The 17,894-nt window shown below is 68.5% G+C and carries 18 protein-coding genes; 12 read left to right on the plus strand and 6 right to left on the minus strand.

Annotation, left to right across the window (positions count from 1 at the left end):
* Positions 1 to 196: 196 nt before the first annotated feature.
* Positions 197 to 751 (minus strand): CGNR zinc finger domain-containing protein, encoded by a 555-nt coding sequence (locus tag SACCYDRAFT_RS12290; RefSeq protein WP_005456518.1) that lies wholly within the window; start codon positions 749 to 751, stop codon positions 197 to 199.
* Positions 752 to 1,382: 631 nt separating this feature from the next.
* Between SACCYDRAFT_RS12290 and merA the strand changes: the two genes are divergently transcribed.
* Positions 1,383 to 2,798: a mercury(II) reductase gene (gene merA / locus SACCYDRAFT_RS12295; RefSeq protein ID WP_005456519.1), complete on the plus strand. Its 1,416-nt coding sequence runs from the start codon at positions 1,383 to 1,385 to the stop codon at positions 2,796 to 2,798.
* A gap of 312 nt (positions 2,799 to 3,110) precedes the next feature.
* Here the strand turns inward: merA and SACCYDRAFT_RS12300 are convergent, their stop codons facing one another.
* Complete coding sequence (locus tag SACCYDRAFT_RS12300; RefSeq protein ID WP_232283825.1) at positions 3,111 to 4,169, minus strand: zinc-binding dehydrogenase; 1,059 nt, start codon at positions 4,167 to 4,169, stop codon at positions 3,111 to 3,113.
* Positions 4,170 to 4,276: 107 nt separating this feature from the next.
* Between SACCYDRAFT_RS12300 and SACCYDRAFT_RS12305 the strand changes: the two genes are divergently transcribed.
* On the plus strand, positions 4,277 to 4,546 hold the full coding sequence (locus tag SACCYDRAFT_RS12305) for a hypothetical protein (protein WP_157606502.1): 270 nt from the start codon (positions 4,277 to 4,279) through the stop codon (positions 4,544 to 4,546).
* 776 nt (positions 4,547 to 5,322) lie between these two features.
* On the opposite strand, the gene SACCYDRAFT_RS12310 is transcribed toward SACCYDRAFT_RS12305, so the two are convergent.
* Positions 5,323 to 5,766, minus strand: coding sequence for a hypothetical protein (locus tag SACCYDRAFT_RS12310; protein ID WP_005456522.1), 444 nt, complete (start codon positions 5,764 to 5,766; stop codon positions 5,323 to 5,325).
* A gap of 350 nt (positions 5,767 to 6,116) precedes the next feature.
* On the opposite strand from SACCYDRAFT_RS12310, the gene SACCYDRAFT_RS12315 reads away from it, so the two are divergent.
* The 3 genes from SACCYDRAFT_RS12315 to SACCYDRAFT_RS12325 are packed head-to-tail and all read left to right on the plus strand — an operon-like array spanning position 6,117 to position 8,691.
* Positions 6,117 to 6,416 carry a type VII secretion target gene (locus SACCYDRAFT_RS12315; protein WP_005456523.1) on the plus strand — a complete coding sequence of 100 codons (300 nt, stop codon included), beginning with the start codon at positions 6,117 to 6,119 and terminating at the stop codon, positions 6,414 to 6,416.
* Positions 6,416 to 8,122 carry an alpha/beta hydrolase gene (locus SACCYDRAFT_RS12320; RefSeq protein WP_005456525.1) on the plus strand — a complete coding sequence of 569 codons (1,707 nt, stop codon included), beginning with the start codon at positions 6,416 to 6,418 and terminating at the stop codon, positions 8,120 to 8,122. Before SACCYDRAFT_RS12315 ends, SACCYDRAFT_RS12320 begins: the two co-directional genes overlap by 1 nt.
* Positions 8,122 to 8,691, plus strand: coding sequence for an LppA family lipoprotein (locus tag SACCYDRAFT_RS12325; protein ID WP_005456527.1), 570 nt, complete (start codon positions 8,122 to 8,124; stop codon positions 8,689 to 8,691). The genes SACCYDRAFT_RS12320 and SACCYDRAFT_RS12325 overlap by 1 nt, the downstream gene beginning before the upstream one ends.
* Before the next feature lie 35 nt (positions 8,692 to 8,726).
* Here the strand turns inward: SACCYDRAFT_RS12325 and SACCYDRAFT_RS12330 are convergent, their stop codons facing one another.
* Positions 8,727 to 9,938 (minus strand): erythromycin esterase family protein, encoded by a 1,212-nt coding sequence (locus tag SACCYDRAFT_RS12330; RefSeq protein ID WP_005456529.1) that lies wholly within the window; start codon positions 9,936 to 9,938, stop codon positions 8,727 to 8,729.
* Between the two features lie 114 nt (positions 9,939 to 10,052).
* On the opposite strand from SACCYDRAFT_RS12330, the gene SACCYDRAFT_RS12335 reads away from it, so the two are divergent.
* The 7 genes from SACCYDRAFT_RS12335 to SACCYDRAFT_RS12365 all read left to right on the plus strand — a co-directional run bounded on the left by SACCYDRAFT_RS12335 (position 10,053) and on the right by SACCYDRAFT_RS12365 (position 16,204).
* Positions 10,053 to 10,748: a MerR family transcriptional regulator gene (locus SACCYDRAFT_RS12335; RefSeq protein WP_043536424.1), complete on the plus strand. Its 696-nt coding sequence runs from the start codon at positions 10,053 to 10,055 to the stop codon at positions 10,746 to 10,748.
* Positions 10,749 to 10,917: 169 nt separating this feature from the next.
* Positions 10,918 to 11,673 (plus strand): MerR family transcriptional regulator, encoded by a 756-nt coding sequence (locus SACCYDRAFT_RS12340; RefSeq protein ID WP_005456536.1) that lies wholly within the window; start codon positions 10,918 to 10,920, stop codon positions 11,671 to 11,673.
* 92 nt (positions 11,674 to 11,765) lie between these two features.
* A complete protein-coding gene (locus SACCYDRAFT_RS12345) occupies positions 11,766 to 12,734 on the plus strand; it encodes a bile acid:sodium symporter (RefSeq protein WP_043536426.1) in 969 nt (322 codons plus the stop codon).
* Positions 12,735 to 12,933: 199 nt separating this feature from the next.
* The gene (locus SACCYDRAFT_RS12350; protein WP_005456540.1) at positions 12,934 to 13,464 is read left to right on the plus strand and encodes an Arc family DNA-binding protein; all 531 of its coding nucleotides are present in this window, start codon (positions 12,934 to 12,936) and stop codon (positions 13,462 to 13,464) included.
* A gap of 76 nt (positions 13,465 to 13,540) precedes the next feature.
* Complete coding sequence (locus SACCYDRAFT_RS12355; RefSeq protein ID WP_005456542.1) at positions 13,541 to 14,386, plus strand: DUF4097 family beta strand repeat-containing protein; 846 nt, start codon at positions 13,541 to 13,543, stop codon at positions 14,384 to 14,386.
* Positions 14,387 to 14,414: 28 nt separating this feature from the next.
* Entirely contained in the window at positions 14,415 to 15,374 is a 960-nt protein-coding gene (locus SACCYDRAFT_RS12360; RefSeq protein ID WP_005456544.1) for a daunorubicin resistance protein DrrA family ABC transporter ATP-binding protein, read from the plus strand.
* On the plus strand, positions 15,371 to 16,204 hold the full coding sequence (locus SACCYDRAFT_RS12365) for an ABC transporter permease (RefSeq protein ID WP_005456551.1): 834 nt from the start codon (positions 15,371 to 15,373) through the stop codon (positions 16,202 to 16,204). Before SACCYDRAFT_RS12360 ends, SACCYDRAFT_RS12365 begins: the two co-directional genes overlap by 4 nt.
* Here SACCYDRAFT_RS12365 and SACCYDRAFT_RS12370 read toward each other — a convergent pair.
* Both SACCYDRAFT_RS12370 and SACCYDRAFT_RS12375 read right to left on the minus strand, forming a co-directional pair.
* Positions 16,159 to 16,845: a DinB family protein gene (locus tag SACCYDRAFT_RS12370; protein ID WP_005456553.1), complete on the minus strand. Its 687-nt coding sequence runs from the start codon at positions 16,843 to 16,845 to the stop codon at positions 16,159 to 16,161. The genes SACCYDRAFT_RS12365 and SACCYDRAFT_RS12370 overlap by 46 nt on opposite strands.
* Positions 16,846 to 16,983: 138 nt before the next feature.
* Entirely contained in the window at positions 16,984 to 17,769 is a 786-nt protein-coding gene (locus SACCYDRAFT_RS12375; RefSeq protein ID WP_005456554.1) for a class I SAM-dependent methyltransferase, read from the minus strand.
* Positions 17,770 to 17,894: the final 125 nt, after the last annotated feature.

A 17,894-nucleotide genomic window follows, 5' to 3' on the forward strand; every position in this document is an offset into this window, starting at 1 on the left:
AGAGACTCTCCGTACCCCCACCCCGTAGGGGTATCAACCCTGGTTGCCGGTGTCAAACGGATGAGGTGATGAGCACGCGGCAGGGGAGCGATAGGCCCGGCCCTCCCGCGACGTGCCGACTCCGTCGGGAGTGAGCCGGGTCACCGGGAGAGCGTCGGATCGGCCGCGGGGCCCGAGTCAGACTGCGGGGCTTCGCCTATCCGGCCTTGTGGCGCTGGTAGTGGCGAGCGACCCGGGCTCGGTTGCCGCACCGGGCGGCCGAGCACCAGCGACGGCGGGGATGCGCCGGCAGGAACAGCAGGATGCAGTCGTCGGCCTCACACTCGCGCACCTTGGCCACGTCCGGGCGAGCCAGGAAGTCGGCAGCGGCCTCGGCGAGCCATGCCGTCAGCCGTTCACTCGCCGACCCCAGGCGCCGACGGGTGGCAACGACCCCCGTCTCGCGCCATGACAGCTCGCTGATGGCGGGCGCTGCGCGCTGGAACCGGTTCAGTGCGCCGATGTCGGCCCTACGGGGGCGGACACCTCGGCGGACGTGGTCGAGCGTGCGTGCGGTGTGCTCCCGCAGTGCGCGCACGGCCTCCAGTTCCCGCCCGGTGATCTCCTGCGGCATCTCCGGTAGCCGGTCGGCCTCCAGGAGTAGCCAACCGCGTAGACCCTCCGGTGTGGCGAGCGCGTCACCGACGGCTGACCGGGTGTTGACCAGGTCCAATGCCAGCGGCTCGCCCACGAGTAGAACCCCATCACTCATAGGCTAATGCTATCTCAGTCTTTGATGCATTAGCATGACGTCGTCGAGCGCTAATGCGTTATCAACACCTGAAGGGATTAGGATGACGTCTGATCGGATCATGCGCACGGCCCACCGTCACATCGACGTCGACGGTGTCCGGGCCTTCCACCGTGAGTCACTGCCGACAGGGCGGCTGCACCTGTGCTGCTCCTGCACGGCTTCCCCTCCGCCTCGCACCAGTTCCGCCGCCTCACCGACGTTCTTGGCTCTCGCTACCGGATGATCGCCCCGGACGGTTGGATCCTGGACCAGTATTTCCTCGACAAGTCCGAGCGCTGGCAAGCGCAGCTGGCACACCCCGCCCACGCTCATCGCCTGAGGCAGCAACGACCCGTTCTTCCTCGAGCCCGGAGGCCGCGCCTACCTGTGCGACCTGCCCGAGGCCGGACTCCACCTCTTCGGCACCGGCCACTTCGCCCTCGACACCCACCTGCCGGAGATCGCCCCCTGATCGCCGACTTCCTCGACCGCGCCTGGAAGTGATCACGTCCATCGAGTGAGGGAGCACACCGAAGGGTGTGTCCTCGCCCGGCAGCGCCCAACAGGCCCACAACGCGGTCTGATCTGTACCTCTCCCCAGGAGCCCGTGATGAACAGCAACAGTCAAGACCAGATCTACGACCTGGCGGTCATCGGAGCAGGATCGGCGGCCAAGGCCGCAGCGACGGAGGCGCGACGGCGCGGCAAGTCGGTCGCCATGGTGGAGCGAGCCGCTCCCGGAGGCACCTGCCTGAACGTCGGGTGCATCCCTTCGAAGAACATGCTCGCCGCGGCTGCCGCACGAGCATCGGCCCAGAACAACCGATTCCCCGGCATCCTCACCTCAGCCGGACCCGTCGACCTGTCGCTACTGGTAGAGGCCAAGGACGAATTCATCCGCGAGCGGCGGGAGAAGGACCACGTCAAGGCGACCGAGCAGGCAGGAATCGTTCTCCTGCGCGGGACAGCGTCCTTCACACCCTCCGGACAGGAACGTCCCACGCTGATGGTCACCGGGCCGAACGGCGAGGAGACCCCGATCTCCGCGGAGCACGTCCTCATCGCCACTGGTGCCCAGCCTTTCATCCCGGACGTCCCCGGCCTCGCGGACGTCGACCATCTGACGTCCGCGAGCGCCATGTCACTGGACCGGGTCCCCGAGTCCCTGCTCGTGGTCGGCGGGAACGCGATCGGTCTGGAGCAGGCCCAGTTGTTCTCCCGCCTGGGGGCCAGGACCACCGTGGTCGAACTGGCCCCGCGGATCGCCCCGTTCGAGGACCCGTCCATCTCCGCGACCTTGCAGCAGGCGTTGACCGATGACGGGATCGACTTCCTGACCGGCGCGAACCTGACCGGCGTGCAGCCGACCGGGACCGGCGTCCTCGCGACAGTGACGGTCGGCAGCGACAAGCTGAGGATTCCCACAGAGAAGATCCTTGTCGCCACTGGGCGACGCCCGGCGACGGACGGCCTGAATCTCGACGCTGTCGGAGTGGAGTTGGGCCCGCGGGGTGAGGTGACCGTCGACGAGCACCTGCGCACTGTCCATCCGCGAATCTGGGCAGCAGGAGACGTCACGGGACAGCGGCAGTTCGTCTACGTGGCCGGTGCCCAGGGCGTCACGGCCGTGTCCAACATCTTCGGTGACAGCCCCCGGACACTGGACTACACCGCTGTGCCCCGGGTGACCTTCACCTCGCCCGCCGTAGCATCGGTCGGTCTGACACCTCACGAGGTGGAGGCCACGGAGCAGCCGTACGAAACGCGCGAGTTGCCGCTTGCCTTCGTGCCCAGGGCGATGGTCAGTCAACGCACCAACGGCCTCCTGAAGTTGGTGTCCGAGCCCGGAGCGGGGCGAATCCTGGGCGTTCACATGGTGGGTGAGGAAGCGGGGGAGGTCATCACGGCGGCTACCTACCTGCTCTCGGCGGGCTTCACCGTCGAGCGACTGGCTGGTACGTGGGCCCCGTTCCTCACGATGGCCGAGTCGCTGCGGATCGCGGCGCAGGCGCCACCGACCGTGTGAAGGTGGCGGTGCCGACGCCGAGCGGTGGATCGCCTGGGACCACGCAGCGCATCCGTTCCTCCTGCAGGACAGGACCAGGCTGCAGTGGAGGGCTCACTCGTCCAGGGGAACCAGCGGTGCAGGTGAAGGAGAACGCTCCAGCCCGGCTAGCGTGAGCAAGTTGACACGGACAAAGGCGTCCGGAAAGGGTCATCCGGCTGGAGCTCTGGCGGGTGTCCATCCCGCACGTTCGGCCGCCCGCAGATCATCGGCAGGCTTGGCCTTGAGGTGAACCTCCGGCTCTGTCCCGGAGTGGGGGGATTGCGAGGCACTTCAGGGTCGAATGATGATCTTGCCAGCGTGTTGACCCTGAACGAATCGTCGTTGCGCTTGGTGGATCTCGGCAAGCGGATAGCGCGCAGCGATGCGGGGGCTGATCCTTCCGGTGCGGGCGGCCTGGACGAGCTTGGCGAAGTGCTCGCGGGTGTGCATGGACGAACCGATCAGCCGCCGGTTGTGCAGGTAGAGACGCCGCAGATCGAACGACACCACTGGCCCGGCGACGGCCCCCGCGATCACCCACCGCCCGTCGTCGGCCAGCAGGGGCAGGAGCTGTTCGATCAAACGCCCGCCGACGACGTCGGCGACGACCGGGAGCCCGGCGGGGCTCAGTGCGCGAATCCGGGAAGCGAGATCGTTGTCGTCACGGGCGAGGACGTGGGCTGCGCCGGCGGTACTGACCTGGTCGGCTTTGGAGCGGCTGGTGATCGCGATGACAGTGGCGCCGCGCGCGGCCGCGAGCTGCACCAGTGCCAGCCCCACTCCGCCGGAAGCGCCGGTGACCAGCACCGTCTCCCCGTCGTGGAGTTCGACGCGTTCGAGCATGCCCATCGCGGTGCCGTAGGCCACCGGAAGGCATGCCAGCTGCTCGTCCGAGAGCGGCGAGTCGGCCATGTCGTAGGCCTGAGCGGCCGGCACCACGACGTATTGGGCGAACCCGCCGTCGGCCTCGCTGCCCAGCAGCCCGACGGGCGGCGCCTGCGCGCTCTCGTCGCGATACAACGCCGGATCGACCAGAACCCGTCGCCCAACAAGATCGTTGGACACTCCGGAGCCGACGGCGGCGACCGTGCCGGCGATGTCGCCGCCCTGGATTCGAGGGAACGCGATTGCGCCCCGCCATCCCGCAAGCGCGTCCGGCTGTCCGGGCAGGCCATACGCACCTTGCCTGGTCCAGATATCGGTGTTGTTCACCGCCGCGGCACTCACCCGCACCAACAGCTCACCGGCACCCGGCTGCGGCACGGGCACATCCTGACGTAACTGCAGGACATCGAGCTCGCCATGGGCGACCAGGACGACGGCTGTCATCCATTCATCCACCCGGACCATTCTGACATCGCCAGAAAGCGAACAGTGACACCGACCGAACTCTTCTCCGCCTCTCGGGTGACCGTCCTCCTCGCGCTCCAGCGCGGAGCCGCTTCACCCGACAGTCGTTGGAGAGGCTGCCGGTGTTCGGCAGCCTCTCCAACCCCATGCCTCGCCCCCGCCCAGGACACCACTACATCGACCTCACTCGCGCCCACCTGCTGCACGGCGACCGCGACGCCTCGCCGACGGCGTCGCAGCAGGCACACCGGATCACATCTCAGCAAACCCGCCCGCACCCGATGGTGCGCGACACCACCGCCGTGCTGGTCAGTCCGCCTCGCCGATTCAGCTCCGATCCGGCCAGCTACGCCGGATGGCTCCGCCTCAACCACTGAGCCTGCGTTCCGTCGTTGCTTCCCAGCGCACGAGGCGAAAGTGGGATGCCGATACTGTGCTGATCGGAGCTTGAGAAACATCGGAACGGTGGACAGCGCTAAGCCATGAGCCGAGCTCATCGGCGGCTGCCTTCGGGAGGCCCAGGCCGGGTGGGCAGTATCGGTTCTCAACATGGTCGGTGGTGACAAGACCGGTAAGGCGAACCCGATGACGAGCACGACCGTGCTGACCGAAGACAAGGGGATTGGCGTGCACGGAATCGGTGTGCGTTACTCTCCGGCGCGCTGTTGTCGACACATCCTTGGGGAGCAGACTTTGATGACCAAGCGAGTCAACCGCCGAGCCCTTCTTGTCGGTTTCTTCACCGCGCCTTTCCTCGTCGCGTGCGGCGACAACAAGAAGCGGAAGCGGCGTGGTAGCGGGGGCGGAGGGAAGAGTAGGCGTTGAGAACCCGGTCCGACGCCAACGGTTTACAGCAGGAGCGACACACGCAGCGCGCCGTAGACGTGCCAGGAACCCTCGGCCTTCCGCAGGGGTGAGAAGTATTGTGCCCGGCCCCCGAGTCGGCTTTCAGCGGCCCGGCGTCCACCGTCACCACCCGGTAGTACCACGTCTGCCCTCGGGACCGAGGGTGTCGTGGTGCGGATGGCTACGGAATCGTCACCGCCGGTGTGCTCGCGATGGTGTGGGCTTTGTTGTTGGCTGCTTACAAGCGGGCCTCGAAACCTCTGGCCGCAGGTCGACCCAGAACCATCTTGTGTGGACATGGCGCCTCCTATGCGTGCTCTGCTTCGTGCCGGGTCGACGGGAGCCGACGGGCGAGCACGAACCCGGCGACACCGAGCACACCGAGTCCGATACCGGTGAGCAGCCGCGGTGTCTCGACCTCCGAGCAAGCCGCCGGCCCGCCGGGGCTGTCCGCCTCGTTGTCGCCCGAGGTGAATACGAGACCGCAGTTGAGCCGAACGCTGGTGACCAGCCCGACCGTCCCGCCGCCGATCACCGGGTCGTCCTCGCCGAGCAGGTCGGCGGGCAGGATCATGACCTGGTCGCTGGTGCCGCGGCCCCACGCGTACTTGACATCGACGTCGTAGGGCGCTCCGCCCTCACCCACGTAGTAGAGCGCGATCCGGGGGACCAGCAGGAGCCACAGCGCGAAGCCGAGCGCGACGGAGGACGCGAGCCGCCCCCAGAGACGAGGACGTCGAAGTGGGTTCATGCCTGCGAACGTTAGCTCCGTGCCTTCTGGAGCGGGTCTGTCTTGACCGGAAGATGCCATGGTGCCGCCGATCCGGCGGCCGACAACGACGCCGCGCCCGGCGAGCCTGCTGAGGGGCAGTGCGCCGCTGCGACGGCAGGAAAGAACGGCCTGAAGGTGCTGAACAGGCCGGAGCGACCGCGATATCCGAACGGACGAGCGTGAAACGGTCTCCCCGGACTGGTTCCAGCGGCATCAGGACGGTGACCGGGCTCTTCGCCATGATTTTGCTGCGCACGCTCGCCGGTGAGTGGCATCATTCCTGCAATCGTTCGCGCCCGTGTGGGCGGACATGATGGGGGAGGTACCGGGTGAACGGGTACCAGGCGGAGATCGGCGCCCTGCGGACCGCTGCGGTGGCGGTGCGCAAGGCATCCGAACAGGTGTCCGCCGTCGATCTGGTCGGGGCGGTTCGCGGCGCTGGAGCCGGCATGCCCGGATCGCGCTGTGTACAGTCGTTCGACGCTGTGGGCAAGACGTGGCATTCCGCGCTCACCGGATGGGTCAGGCAGGCTGATGACTACGCTGATGCGCTGAACTCGGCGGCGGACGACTACAGCGCCAACGAAGACGCCGCGAGCGCCGCGTTCGGTGGCACGGGGGCGGATTGATGGCCACCTACGGAGACGTGCGACAGTGGCGCCCCGATCCGCTCGACGAGGCCGAGCAGGAGCTCAAGCGCCGTTCGGACACGTTGCTCGGGTTGTCCGACGAGTTCGCCGCGACGGGCACCCCGGCGGAGTGGGCCGGCGACGCCGCCGACTCCGCGAAAGGCAAACACAAGGCCATCATCGACCGGATGGAACACCTCGTCGCCGAGGTTTCCGCCGCCCGCTCGGCGATCGGCCGGACGGCGGACGCCGTCATCGGTCTGGGGCACGCCGTCAAGGAGGTCGACGGCCTGGCCTCCGCCAACGGGTTCGCCATCGGTGACGACGGTTCCGTCAAGGACGTCGCACCACCGCGGACGGTGCCCGCCGAGCAGGAGGACGAGGTGCGGCGCGAACGGGAACGGATCCGCGCCGAACTCGTCGACCGCGTGGAGCAGATCCTCCGCCGCGCCGACGACATCGACTCCGACCTCGCCGGAGTACTGGGCAAGGTCGCGAGCGGGCAGATCGGGGACGACGGCGCGACGACGCTCGCCGCGGCGGCGGAGGCTGGGCAACGCCAAGGTGTGTTGTCGGTGCTGGAACCGCCCAGCGGCAAGGGCACGCCCGGGGACAACGCCGGATGGTGGGACACGCTCTCCGACGAGGAGCGGAAATACGTCATCACCAACCATCCGGAGTGGATCGGCAACCGTGACGGGGTCCCCTTCACCGCGAGGGACGAGGCCAACCGCGCACTGCTGGTCAGTGAGAAGGAACGGTTACAGGAGGAGGCCCGCCGTTTGCAGGCCGACCTGGACGACAACCTCTTCGGGGGCGTGTTCACCGACACGGACGACAAACTCGACCGGGTCAAGGAGAAACTCGAGTCGATCAAGGCGATCGAGGAAACCCTTGCCAGGCCGGGTGAGCGGCAGCTCCTGCTGTTCAACACGGACAGCGAGCGCGCGGAGGCGGCCATCGCCAACGGCAACGTCGACACCGCCGACCACGTCTCCGTGTTCGTCCCCGGCCTGACGTCCAACGTGCCGGACAGCATGGCCGGCTACGACTCGAACATGGACCACCTCCAGAAGCGGGCCGAAGACGAACTCAACCGTTACGGTGACGGCGGCACGGTCGCCACCGTCACCTGGATCGGCTACCAGGCCCCGCAGCTCACGCTGGGCAGCCTGTTCTCCGACAACTCGGTGGCGCTCGACAGCGCCGCGAAGGCCGGTGCGGAGAAACTCACCCCGTTCCTGCAAGGCATCGACACCGCGCGGGACACCGATGCCCACCTCACCGCGCTCGGCCACTCCTACGGTTCGACCACCACCGGCTTCGCGCTCCAGAACAACACCGGGGTGGACGATGCGGTGTTCTTCGGCTCGCCGGGAATCGGCACCGACGACCTCGAGGACGTCAAGGTCCCCGACGGTCACTCCACCTACATCGAAGCGAAGAACGACGCCGTGGGCGATCTCCGCCGGTTCGGCATCGACCCCAGCCACATGGACGGTATGCAGTACGGTTCCTCGGCCGAGTCACGACACCCCGGCGACGGGCACGTGCTGACGGGCGTCACCGGCCACACGTCGTATCTCGACGACGGCAGCACCAGCCAGTACAACATGGCGGTCATCACCGCAGGCCTGTCGGACCGAGTCGTAGAGGGCGCCGAGAAGGGCTTCGGCGATACCCTGACGGAGCCCTTCTCGGACTGATGCACAAAAGACACCTGCTCACGGCACTCGCATCCGCCGTCGCGCTGTTCGTGACCGGATGCGGCTCCGACCCAGCGAAGGACGGATCAGTGAACCCCCTGTTCAACGAGCTGTTGGACCGGCCCGACATCGAGACCGTGCAGCGCGACTACCTCGCGTTGCTCGAGCTCGTCCGCAACCGGTTGGTCAGCGACCTCGGACTCGAGCCGTTCGTCCTCGACGCCGAAGAGCCGATCAGCGGTTCCGCGTGCCCGGGCGAGTTGTCCACCGTTCGCGAGGCGGAGGTCCGCCACATCGCCGCGAGCCGCTCGCCCGGCAACCTCGCGGACGAGGACTGGCCTCGTGCCGTGGAGCTCGTCACCGAGCTGGCCGCGGAGAAGGGCTTCACCGACCCACGGACCGTGGTCGACCGGCCCGGCGATCACGAAGTGGCCCTCTACGACCCGTACGGCGCCGAGTTGATCTTCGGGACGGCCAAGAACACCATCGTCAGCCTCAGCACCGGTTGCCACCTCACGAGCGAGGCCCACCGGCGAGGCAGTCCTGCCCCCGAAGAACCGCTCTACTGACCTACGCCGGAGCCGGCGAATGAGCGGCTGTGCCGCTACCAGTACCGGTGCCGTTTTCCGTCGGTGTCGGCGACGAAGACGACCGCGTCGGCGCCGTCCAGGTCCGCCGGGTCGAGCGGGATGTGGCCGGACACGATCGGTTCGCCCGCGTCGATCGCCGGGGGGAGCGCGGCGCGCAGGGCCGGTGCCGGGAACAGGGCGCGTCGGGTGGTCGCCTCGGCCAGCATGTGCTGGAAGGTGCCGGGAGCGCTGTCGGGGGCGGCGTCGGTTGCCACGAACAGGTAGCGCTCGCCGAGGGTGAGTCCGACGAGTGCGCCGGCGCTGCCCCAACTCACGGCGTGCTCGCCGATCCGCATATTGGACTGCGCGCGCTGGAGATGCACGTTGTGCGCGAAGACCAGGCTCGGCCCGCGTGACCGCTCCTTTGCCACGATCGCGAGCAGGTTGTCTGCCATCATCTCGGCGCGCAGGCTGAGCAGGGTCGCGATACGGCCGGGCGCGGGGGTGGCCATGGCCGCGTGATAGCGCAGCAGGCCCTGGGCGGTGCGCGCGTGCGCGAGCGCGTGGTCGTAGCCAACCGGGTCGGTGGGCCGTAGGCCGGGTGCCGCGCGGCGCAGCGCGCTGGCGAGGTCGTCGGCGACGATGCGCAGGGCACGAGCGCGGTCGGAGTCGCCGATGGACACCGCCGGGTCGAACGCGGCCGCCTCGTTCGCCCAGTCCGCGTCCTCACCGAGCAGCGCGTCGAGGTCGCGGACCGACTCGGGTCGCAGCGCCGCGGGCAGGTAGTCGGTGACTGCGAACAGTGCGCGTCGCGGGCTCGGCGCACTGTAGGTCTCCGTCGGCGCGTCGAAGCCGTGAAAGCGGACCTGATCCCGCGGCGCGCGGTCGGCATTGTGTGCGCGGAGCCATTCGACGAGTTCGCGGTTGCCCGGCACGGCGCCGAACCCGTGGCTGAATCCGGTCGCGAGCACCGTGTCGACATCCGCCGATGCCCCGGCTACGTAGTCGTCGACCACGGACGCGGCGAAGACATCCGTCTCCAACACGACCGACCGATATCCCCTTTGGACGAGCTGGTCGAGGATTTCGTTGCGCAGCAACGGGAACGCTTCGATACCGTGCGTTGGCTCGCCGAGGGCGAACAGGGTAGGCGGCTCGGTTCGTGCGGCGATCAACTCGTCGATGGCACGGCCCAGGCTCGCCGGGGAGTCGAGTTGACGGCCGATTCCACGCAGTTCCGTGGACATGAACACCTCTTTTCGAAAAGGAACTATCCTCGACCGTATCGTTGAATATCCGAGTGAAACTCCTGCGACATTTACCAGGGTTGTCGAGGACAAAGCCTCAATCGGAGGTGCAAGCTGCGGCCTATCGACCTCGCCCGGGAGCACGGGTTGTCCGCACAGGCGATCCGCAACTACGGTGACGCGGGCGTCCTCCCGCCGACCGAACGCAGCGAGACCGGCTACCGGCGCTACACGCCCCTGCATGCGCAGGCGCTGCGCGCCTTCCTCGCGTTGCGCCGTGGCCACGGACACCAGCAGGCGGTGGAGATCATGCGTGCGCTCAACCGGGGCGACACCGAGTCCGCCTACCGGCTCGTCGACGCCGCACACGTCGCGCTGCTCGCCGAACGCGACACCCGTATCGAGGTCGCGACGGCCCTCGGTGCTCTGTCCACCACCACACCCACTCCCGTCAACGGTCGTCCTCTGACCGTGGGCGAACTCGCGCGCCGACTCGGCGTTCACCCAGCGACGCTGCGGACCTGGGAAGCCGAGGGCATCCTCCGCCCCGAACGCGACCGGACGACGGGTTACCGCCAATACGGACCGGACTGCGTGCGCGACGCCGAGATCGCACGGCAACTGCGCCGGGGCGGGTACCTGCTGCACCAGATCGCGCGGTTCATCGCATCACTGCGCGAAGCCGGTGGGGCGGAGGCGTTGAGCGCCTTCCTCGACTCCTGGCAACACCGGCTGACCACGCGCAGCCGCGACCTTCTCGCCGGGGCGGCCCAGCTCGACGCTTACCTCACGCTGCTCGACCGGACGTAGCGAGGTAGCCGAGGCGAGGGGAACGCGGTGTCCGCGCTGCTGACGAACCCCACGGCGCTGAGCACCGGCATCTCGGCCGGGGTCTTCCTTGCCTCGCCGGGTGACCCGGCCCCGAAGCAGGGTTGACCTTCCAGTCGACTCGAAGGTTTACCGTCATGGGGTGGGCACGATGAGGATTTCTCAGCTTGCCGAACGCACCGGTACCCCGGCCACGACCTTGCGGTTCTACGAGACCGCGGGACTGCTGCCCGCCGAGCGGACTCCGGCCGGCTACCGCCTCTACGGCGAGGACGCCGTGGACCGGCTGGCGTTCATCGGCGCGGCCAAGCATCTCGGGCTGCCGCTGGAGGAGATCGCCGAGCTGCTGCGGGTGTGGGAGTCGGGGGCCTGCAAGGACGTGAAGGCCGACCTGCGGCCCCGGCTCACCGCCCGGATCGCGGATGCCGAGCGCCGCATGACGGAGCTGACCGCGTTCACCGCCGTCCTGCACCGGGCGTTGGAGCATCTGGACGCGCTGCCGAACCGCAGCGGTCGCTGCGACCCGGGGTGCGCTTTCCTCTCGCCCAGCGAGACAGTGGGGCCGCCGGTGACGTCCTCGCGTCCGAGCAAGGCCGAAGCGACAGCCGAGCGGTGGCGCACGGCGGCCGTGGCGTGTTCCCTGACCGGCGAGGCTCTCTCCGAGCGGGCCGGGCAGTGGCAGCGGTTGTTGTCCGGGGCCGGACGTGAGGAGATCGACGACGGGGTGCGCCTGGTCGTGCCCGCTGAGCGAGCCGGGGCGATCGCCGCGCTGGCCGCCGCCGAGCAGCGGTGCTGCCCGTTCTTCGACTTCCGGCTGCAATTGGATGGCCCGGTGCTGCGGCTGGAGGTACGTGCCCCTGCCGAGGGCGCCGCTTTGCTCACCGAACTGTTCACCTCGGCGACCTGACCACCCGCGCTTCGCCGCCGTCTTCCGGTCTGCCGTCACACGACGCCGCAAGGAGCCCATCGTTGTCGTCCTCATCCGGCCTGGTCGCAGGTATGGAACGTCACCAGGTCGCCGTCTATGTGGGTGCGCTCGCGGTCGGGGCCCTGGTGGGCTGGATTGCCCCCGGTGCGGGGCCGGGACTGGAGTACGCGATCAACCCGGTGCTCGCCGCCTTGCTCTATGTGACGTTCTTGCAGGTGCCTGTTGCCCAGCTGGGCCACTCCCTGCGGGCGGGCCGGTTCCTGGGCGCCGCCCTGGTGGTGAATTTCGTGGTGGTGCCGCTGGTGGTCGCGGCGATGTTCGCCTTCCTGCCCGCCGACCAGGCCGTGCGCCTGGGGGTGCTGCTGGTCCTGCTGGCCCCGTGCGTGGACTACGTCATCGCCTTCAGCGGACTGGCGGGCGGCAGCAGCGGGAAACTGCTCGCGGCCACGCCCCTGCTGCTGCTGGTGCAGATGGCGTTACTGCCTGGATATCTGCTGCTGTTCCTGGGCCCGGAGCTGGCCGACGTCGTCGAGATCGGCCCGTTCGTCGAAGCGTTCATCGTGCTCATCGTCATCCCGCTGACCCTGGCCTGGCTCACCCAGGGCTGGGCGGCGCGCAGGCCGACGGGTCAGCGGGTCGCCGACGCGGTGGGCACGACGATGGTGCCGCTGATGGCCGCGACCCTGCTCACAGTGGTGGCTTCCCAGGTGCCCAAGCTGGGCGACGGTCTGGCCGCGGTGGCTCCCGTCGTGCCGTTCTACGTGCTGTTCCTCGTGGTGATGGCCTTCGCCGGACTCGCCGTCGCTCGCCTGTTCCGGCTGGACGTTCCGGCCGGGAGGGCGGTCGTGTTCACCGGCGCGACCCGTAACTCGCTGGTCGTTCTGCCCCTGGCCCTGGCGCTTCCCGATCGACTCGCGATCACCGCGCTGGTGGTGGTCACTCAGACCCTGGTGGAGGTGGTCGGCATGGTGGTCTACGTCCGGGTGGTGCCCCGGCTGCTGCCCGACCCCGTCGGCGTCGACCGGGTGCGCGGGCAGTGATCGTCGCTGACGGGTGTGCCGCCTGAGTGGCCTGGCCGTGTTCGGGGACACCGTCTTCGTAGTGAACTGCGGCTTCGCTCTTCTGAACACGACGCTGACCAGTGCTTTTCCAGCAACGGACACCAATTGGCGCCACGAATGATGCCATATTGAGCCATAATGGCTTGTATGGGTGCCATCTGTGTGCCATAGTGATGCCATGGACTTGACCTCGTATGTGAGCAACCTCGGACGTGAGTTCGCCACGCTGGCCGAAACCGGTGGTGAAGAGGCGCGTGCGCTGGTCGAGCGCCTGACCGGGTCGCTCGAATCGGCGATCCGGATGACACTGCTGGACGCGCTGTCGGCCGCCGCCGACGAGATCACCCGGGACCTGGCCCCGGGCTCGGTGGAGCTGCGCCTGCGCGGACGCGATCCGAGTTTCGTCGTGACCCCGCCACCCGCCGAGCCGTTCGATGTCGCGGACGAGGACGCCGCGGCGACGGTCGACAACGCGCCGGACAGCGACCTGCTGATCGCCGAGGAAGGCCCCACCGCACGGATCAACGTGCGCATGCCCGAGCAGCTCAAGACCGCGATCGAGGAAGCCGCGACCAGGGAGGGACGCTCGGTCAACGCCTGGCTGGTCCGGGCGGCAGCCGCTGCCCTGCAGCAGTCCGCTCGCGAGCAACGTCCGGAGCCACGCGGCGGCAAGCGGGCCAAGCAGCGCTTCACCGGCTGGGTGCGCTAGCCCCACCGCCCGCTTTTCTCACACCACGCCCCCGACCTGCGGGGATGACTCACCTACCCATGTTGTGGAGACAACCATGCCGAAATACGAGACGCCCGCACCGATTTCCGCCGCACTCGAACTCGGTGTCGGCGAGGTGCGGATCACCGCGAGCGACCGGACCGACACCGTCGTCGAGGTCCGCCCGAGCGACGCCACCGACGAGTCCGACGTGAAAGCCGCACAGCAGGTCCGTGTCGACTACACCGACGGCACACTCCGGGTCACCGGCCCGAAGGCGCGCGTCTTCGACTTCTCCCGTAAGACCAGGTCGGTCGACGTGTCCGTCGAACTGCCCAGCGGTTCCCAGGTGTCCGCACAACTGCAGATGGGCGACATCCACTGCACCGGTCGGGTCGGGGAGTGCAGGCTCAAGACCTCCGCCGGGAACGTCCGGCTCGAACGAACCGGTCCGCTGCGCCTGGACACGTCGGCCGGTCACGTCACCGCCGACCGCGTCACCGGCAACGCCGAGATCTCCACCGGCTCCGGAAAGGTCCAGGTCGGTGAGGTCGAGGGCACCGCGGTGATCAAGAACTCCAACGGTGACACCACGATCGGCGCGATCACCGGTGAGGTGCGGGTGCGCGCGGCCAACGGCGACATCTCCGTCGACCGGGCGGGCGCGGATGTCGACGCGAAGACGTCCAACGGCAGCATCCGCCTCGGCGAGGTGGCCCGCGGTTCGGTCACCCTCGGCACCGCCATGGGCGACCTGGAGATCGGCATCGCCGAGGGCACCGCAGCCTGGCTGGAGGTGAACACCGACTGCGGGCGTGTTCACAACCTGCTGCAGAACGCCGTCCGGCCCGAAGAGGCCGACGAGACCGTCGAGGTGCGTGGCCGCACCTCCTACGGCGACATCACGATCCGCCGCTCCTGAGCCACTTCCGGAACTGGGGAAGGAAACCATGACCAGCAACCGCTCCCGGCAGGCCATCACCGCGACCGGGCTACGGAAATCTTTCGGCGACCAGGTCGTCCTCGACGGTCTCGATCTCGACGTGCGGCGGGGAACGATCTTCGCGTTGCTCGGTGCCAACGGCGCGGGGAAGACCACCACGGTCAAGATTCTGTCCACTTTGATCCGTGCTGACGCCGGTGACGTCCAGGTCGCCGGTCATGACCTCGCCCGTGAACCCGACGCGGTGCGCGCCGCGATCGGGGTCACCGGTCAGTTCTCGGCGGTGGACAACCTGCTCACCGGCGAGGAGAACCTGCTGCTGATGGCGGATCTGAACCACCTCGCCAAGAGCGAAAGGCGGCGGCGCACCGCCCAGCTCCTCGAACAGTTCGACCTGGTCGACGCGAGCAGGAAACCGGCATCGACCTACTCCGGAGGTATGCGGCGGCGCCTCGACCTGGCGATGACCCTGGTCGGCAGCCCGCAAGTGATCTTCCTCGATGAGCCGACCACCGGACTGGATCCGCGTAGCCGCCGGAACATGTGGCGGATCGTCCGGGAACTGGTGGCCGACGGAGTCACCATCTTCCTGACCACGCAGTACCTGGAGGAAGCCGACGAGCTGGCCGACCGGATCGCCGTACTCCACCACGGCCGGCTGGTCGCCGAGGGGACCGCGGACGAGCTGAAGCGCCGCATCCCCGGCGGACACGTTCGCCTGCGGTTCGCCGACCAGCAGGGCCTCGACACGGCCCTGCGCGCACTGGGGCAGGCCTCACGCGACGACGACGCGCTCACCCTGCGGGTGCCCAGCGACGGCAGCCTGCGCTCGCTGAAGACCCTGATCGACCGGCTCGACGGCCAGGCCGTCGAGGTCGAGGAGCTGTCCGTGCACACCCCCGATCTCGACGACGTCTTCCTCACCCTCACCAGCGATCCCACCAACGAGAAGGTGCTGACTCGATGAGTGCCCACGCCCTCACCGGCCCCTCCCCGGTGGCTCTGAAGTTCCACCCGTTGCGCGACTCGGCGACGATGCTGCGCCGCAACCTCAGACACATGCTGCGATACCCGTCGATGACCCTGATGCTCGTCGGGATGCCCGTCGTCTTCCTGCTGCTGTTCGTCTACGTGTTCGGTGGCACGCTCGGCGCCGGGATCGGCGAATCGACGCACATCGCAGGCGGGCGCGCCGAGTACGCCAACTACGTGACGCCCGCGATCATCCTGATGACAGTGGCGGCCACGGTCCAGGGGACCGCGATCTCGGTCGCCATGGACATGACCGAAGGCGTCATCGCCCGGTTCCGCACCATGCACATCGCCCGCGTCTCGGTGCTGACCGGGCACGTCCTCGGCAGCGTGATCCAAGCGATGTTCGCCCTGGCTGTCGTGATCGGCGTCGCGCTGCTCGTCGGGTTCCGGCCCACCGCAGGGCTGGGCGCGTGGCTGGCCACGGCCGGTTTCCTGCTGGTGGTGAGCTTCGCACTGGTCTGGCTCTCCGTCGCGCTCGGCCAGGTGAGCAAGAGCGTCGAAACCGCGAGCAACCTGCCCATGCCGCTGATACTGTTGCCCTTCCTCGGCAGCGGGTTCGTCCCCACCGACTCCATGCCTGCCGGGCTGCGCTGGTTCGCCGAGTACCAACCGTTCACGCCGATCATCGAGACCCTGCGCGGCCTGCTGATGGACCGGCCGCTCGGGAACCACGCGTGGCTCGCACTCATCTGGTGCGGCCTCATCGCCCTCGGCGGCTACCTCTGGTCGAGGCGGCTGTTCAACCGCGAGTTCTCCCGCTGACCGGCGGAAGCCGCCAAGTGCCCGGCCTGCCCGGCCGTCGAGTGGTCGCCGGGCAGGCCGGGCCGGACTTTCATCGTTTCCGTTCGAGTCGACGCGCGGTCGGCAGCTCGTTGGAGGCGGAGCTGGCCGATCTCCGCGGCGTTCTTCATCAGTTCGGCGTTCACCCAGGCGATCATGTGTGCGACGGTGTGGCGCGGGTCGTTCTGCCACGGGAACGGGGCGGTCGAGCCCAGCCCGGCGTCGGTGAACCGGTCCAGTGCCTCCAGCCAGTCCGCACGGAGACCGCGTAGCCACTCGACGGCCGGCTTGCCCGCGCCCGGCCAGACGATGTCGCTCCGCTGCCGAGGCGCTCTGCGATGAGCGTGGTCGATGGCCACGCTCCACCACCAGCCGATGTGCCAGCTCAGCCAACCGATGGTCGGTACGGGAACGGGATCGGGTTCGCTCTCCGCCCAGTCCGGCACCCATGTCCCGTCGTCGGCCAGGCGTACCGTCCAGCAGTTCGCGGTGGGTTCCCACAGGAAGTCGTCCACTTCAAGCCGCTCCAGGTGGTACTCGAACAGCGACCAGGTCAGGTCGAACTGCCAGCGCAGCAGGTCGAGTGTGTCTCGCGGGGCGGGTTCGTTCGATGAGGCGGTCACCGGCCGACCCTGGCACGACCTCGATGCCGTGGGGAAACGAGTATTCGATGCCACGGTCACTCGGAACGACCGACCTACCACGACAGGCTTCCCAGCCACACGTCGTGCTCGGAAAGCTCAACCGGACCGAGTCGAGGTTCACGACGTCTCCGGGCCGGGGCGCACAGCAGCGGGCGTCGGTGCGGCCAGGTCGAGTTTGAGGGCGTAGCCGGCGCCGTGTTCTTCGATGGAGTTCAGGGTCCACGGAGTACTCGTGATCAGGTCGGTGAGTTCGTCAGCGGCGGCCAGCAGGTAGTCGAACCATGGTGTCGCGAGCCTGCCGTGACGGACACGCATCCTCAGCTGCCCCGCCGGGCGGCCCCTGGCGCGGTTGCGGTCGTGGTAGGCGAGGTGAGCGGGATCCTCGGTGCGGTACGGGTCCATGCCGGTGCCCAGCAGCTGCCCGCCCGGCGCGGTGATCCGGGCGAGTTCGGTGAGTGTGACCACGGCGGTCTCAGGGTCGGCGAGCAGGCCGAGGTTGCCGCCGAGCATCAGGATCGTGTCGAAGCGGCCGATCCCGGCGGGGACGGCTTGAGCGGTGCCCGACACCGCGGGTGCGCCGCGTTCGAGAGTGATCGCGACAGCGAGGGGGGAGGAGTCCAGCCCGACGACCTCGTGCCCGTCCTGCCGGAGCGGCACGGCATGGCGACCGGCACCGCACCCGACGTCGAGGATGCGGCCTCGAACGTCGGTGAGCGCGGCACGCTCCAGGTCCGGCCACGAGTCGCGGCCGCCGAAGTAGCGGGCCATGTCGGTGACACCGATGTATCCGTCGTCGCGTTCGACGATCTCGAAAGCGGCACCGGGCCGAGCACCCGAGGCCCAGCAGCGGGCCAGCGCGGCACCGAACGCGTCCCCGATGACCGGCGGGTCGGTCTCGCTCATCCCCAGCACCTCGGTTCCCTCGTCGAACGAAGCGGCGGACCGGCAACCGCACAACAGGCACACTACGCCTGTTGTGCGGTCCGGCAGTGTCGTGTGTGCACCGTGGCCGGAGTTCGTCCTCCGCC

It is taken from the genome of Saccharomonospora cyanea NA-134, assembly GCF_000244975.1.
GTDB classification, from domain to species: Bacteria; Actinomycetota; Actinomycetes; order Mycobacteriales; family Pseudonocardiaceae; genus Saccharomonospora; species Saccharomonospora cyanea.

Excerpts from the sequence above, each read along its gene's own strand:
- SACCYDRAFT_RS12365 (WP_005456551.1), top strand. The coding sequence starts at position 15,371 with ATGAGTGCCCACGCCCTCACCGGCCCCTCCCCGGTGGCTCTGAAGTTC.
- merA (WP_005456519.1), top strand. The coding sequence starts at position 1,383 with ATGAACAGCAACAGTCAAGACCAGATCTACGACCTGGCGGTCATCGGA.
- SACCYDRAFT_RS12340 (WP_005456536.1), top strand. The coding sequence starts at position 10,918 with ATGAGGATTTCTCAGCTTGCCGAACGCACCGGTACCCCGGCCACGACC.
- SACCYDRAFT_RS12375 (WP_005456554.1), bottom strand. The coding sequence starts at position 17,769 with ATGAGCGAGACCGACCCGCCGGTCATCGGGGACGCGTTCGGTGCCGCG.
- SACCYDRAFT_RS12345 (WP_043536426.1), top strand. The coding sequence starts at position 11,766 with ATGGAACGTCACCAGGTCGCCGTCTATGTGGGTGCGCTCGCGGTCGGG.
- SACCYDRAFT_RS12330 (WP_005456529.1), bottom strand. The coding sequence starts at position 9,938 with ATGTCCACGGAACTGCGTGGAATCGGCCGTCAACTCGACTCCCCGGCG.
- SACCYDRAFT_RS12325 (WP_005456527.1), top strand. The coding sequence starts at position 8,122 with ATGCACAAAAGACACCTGCTCACGGCACTCGCATCCGCCGTCGCGCTG.
- SACCYDRAFT_RS12350 (WP_005456540.1), top strand. The coding sequence starts at position 12,934 with ATGGACTTGACCTCGTATGTGAGCAACCTCGGACGTGAGTTCGCCACG.
- SACCYDRAFT_RS12360 (WP_005456544.1), top strand. The coding sequence starts at position 14,415 with ATGACCAGCAACCGCTCCCGGCAGGCCATCACCGCGACCGGGCTACGG.
- SACCYDRAFT_RS12290 (WP_005456518.1), bottom strand. The coding sequence starts at position 751 with ATGAGTGATGGGGTTCTACTCGTGGGCGAGCCGCTGGCATTGGACCTG.
- SACCYDRAFT_RS12300 (WP_232283825.1), bottom strand. The coding sequence starts at position 4,169 with ATGGTCCGGGTGGATGAATGGATGACAGCCGTCGTCCTGGTCGCCCAT.
- SACCYDRAFT_RS12310 (WP_005456522.1), bottom strand. The coding sequence starts at position 5,766 with ATGAACCCACTTCGACGTCCTCGTCTCTGGGGGCGGCTCGCGTCCTCC.
- SACCYDRAFT_RS12320 (WP_005456525.1), top strand. The coding sequence starts at position 6,416 with ATGGCCACCTACGGAGACGTGCGACAGTGGCGCCCCGATCCGCTCGAC.
- SACCYDRAFT_RS12355 (WP_005456542.1), top strand. The coding sequence starts at position 13,541 with ATGCCGAAATACGAGACGCCCGCACCGATTTCCGCCGCACTCGAACTC.